This window comes from Bacillus sp. 05T31 (genome assembly GCF_056396725.1).
This window is the reverse complement of sequence record NZ_JBFTMA010000816.1, coordinates 1-2,267: the sequence shown is the minus strand read 5'-3', so window position 1 is coordinate 2,267 and position 2,267 is coordinate 1. Positions and strand designations below refer to the sequence as shown.

The following is a 2,267-nucleotide window of genomic DNA, read 5'->3' as shown; positions in this document are numbered from 1 at the left end:
GCATGTAGGAGTATCAGATAATTAGTTTCAGCTCAACCTGACGGCTTTCATTCCTACTTTCAGTCAATCAGTTGTTGTTATCAAATTGATAACCCTCCTATTTCGTGTTTGCACACTTATGAGGAAACGTGTCGCACAAATAACGTTTTTATTCAATTATCGGTTACAACGTTTGGTTGACTTGTCATCTTATATTCTTTATATAAGCACTTCAAAGCTTCTAGAATTGTTTCATCAACCTCTTTATTATCAAATCGATTAGGTAAATCTCTTCCCCCAACTACATAAAGAAACGGAAATTCATGAAACATTCCTATTATACCAATATTTATTGTAGCGGTGGATAAACCACCTGTCATATGAGCTAAATGATAATACGGTATCCCTTCATAATCACCTTGTTGTCTTACCATTCCACTAATAATGGGTTCCCATAATTCTGGTTCTGCTTTATACCCTCGAAAAATATGTACTAAAAGTGAAAGAACTTGATTTCAGATACTCCAACTTGACCAGATTGTATTTCTTTTATTTTTCGTATGACAGTTTCCATATTCATCCCTCTTTTTATATTGTTTTATCACCCTCATGAAAATTCGATATAAAATGTAAAAAACCTCCTTTGTTAAATTATATTGGTGAATACAAAAAAGATAGCATGAGATTTCTTCATACTATCTTTTGAAATATATACAATTTTTTTAAAAAATTATTTTTACAGTAATAGATACAGCTATTCTTCAGTAGGATTTTTAGGGCCATTAAGCTCCAATTGATAAAGGGCTAAATCTAGCCATCTATTAAACTTATAACCAGCTTTTTTTATTGTTCCTGCATGAACAAATCCATAATTTTGATGCAAGGCAATACTCTTTTCATTTTCCGCATCAATTCCAGCAATTAAGGTCATATATTCTCTTTCTTTTGCAATTGTGATTAATTCTTCCATTAAAGTGGACCCAATTCCATTTTTTCTATATTCCTTATCAACATACACAGAATGTTCAATTGAATATTTATAGGCAGGCCATGCTCTAAATGGACCAAATGTCGCAAATCCTACTACTTTATTATCTAGTTCGTATACTAAAATCGGATAACCGTCAGTCTTTTTTTGTTCATACCAATCTATTCTATTTTCAAGGGTTACAGGTTTATAAGCATATACAGCTGTTGTATAAACTATCGCATCATTATAAATATCTAAAATATATGCTACATCTCTTTTAGTTGCTTCCCTTATCATTGTTTTCTTCCTTTCATAATGGTTATCTTCTAAATGGTTTCATATTATCGGAATTTCTGATTCATTTCCACATACGAATACTAGCTTTTCGGAAACCATCAAATATATTTATTGCAGCAGACAGCGTGTAAATGAAAATTCCACCGCCAATTAACCACGTTTTAAATTCCTCTGGGGAAATAGTAAACATATTTGCCACATACGTAATAAATCCTTCGTTAAATAAATGCGGATTTACTACAATTACAATGAATACTATTGTTCCGGCTACTTGAAGAATAGAATTCCCAATTGCCAATCTTTGCGTCCACTGTCCTTGCACTAATTTATAAAGAGATATACCTATTTCGAAAACGATCATAATTACAACGATTGGCCAATACTGAAGTAAAACATCTTGATTGAAAGTTGGCGCGACAAACTTCAGTCCATTTGCTGTGCCATTATATACGCCAACAAGATGATTCGCATAAAAGTAAAGTGTAGCCCAAACTGCTGTCCACATCAAACCTCCAAAAACTTCAAACTTTGAGATTGACTTTTTCTTTGGAACATACGAAATGTTTTTTAAATCATCAGGAGTCCATTTTTTTAAACTTGTCGTCAACGGTTGAGTACCTTTGTCTTTATCTGTTCTTTCTAAAATAGCAAATACAAGTGTCAACCAAAAAAATACATGGAGGCCTACTTCGACAATTTCCCCAATGCCTTTACCTATCAATTTTAAAATAACATTTAATACTGCTTGATCACCAGTATAGCCTATAAAATTTTCTGCAATCATTGCAATGAGTGCGATAACAGCTGCAATTGGTATAATCATTTTTAATAATGTCGTATATACATCAAAATAACGTGGTCCAATTAAATGCATCGGTCTATCCAAATAGCCATTAGCCAATGAAACTGGACTTCCCAGTTTTTCGAGTACGCTCTTCACATCTTCCTCATTATAATCGTCAGGTAACATATCCTCTATTGTTGACCGTAGTTCAAGTGTAATATCTTCACATATCTTCAC

At 32.8% G+C, this 2,267-nt stretch carries 2 protein-coding genes and 1 pseudogene; all 3 read right to left on the bottom strand.

The genetic code is table 11. The features are described from left to right. Positions 1–152 precede the first annotated feature (152 nt). A pseudogene (locus AC1DJR_RS28665) lies at positions 153–494 on the bottom strand (serine hydrolase); the annotation flags it as partial. A gap of 239 nt (positions 495–733) precedes the next feature. Next, a complete protein-coding gene (locus tag AC1DJR_RS28660; RefSeq protein WP_341024859.1) occupies positions 734–1,246 on the bottom strand; it encodes a GNAT family N-acetyltransferase in 513 nt (170 codons plus the stop codon). Positions 1,247–1,307: 61 nt separating this feature from the next. Then, complete coding sequence (locus AC1DJR_RS28655) at positions 1,308–2,267, bottom strand: hypothetical protein (RefSeq protein ID WP_477004118.1); 960 nt, start codon at positions 2,265–2,267, stop codon at positions 1,308–1,310.

Bases quoted from the DNA above. Each gene is read 5' to 3' on its own strand.
- AC1DJR_RS28660 (WP_341024859.1), bottom strand. From the start codon at position 1,246: ATGATAAGGGAAGCAACTAAAAGAGATGTAGCATATATTTTAGATATT.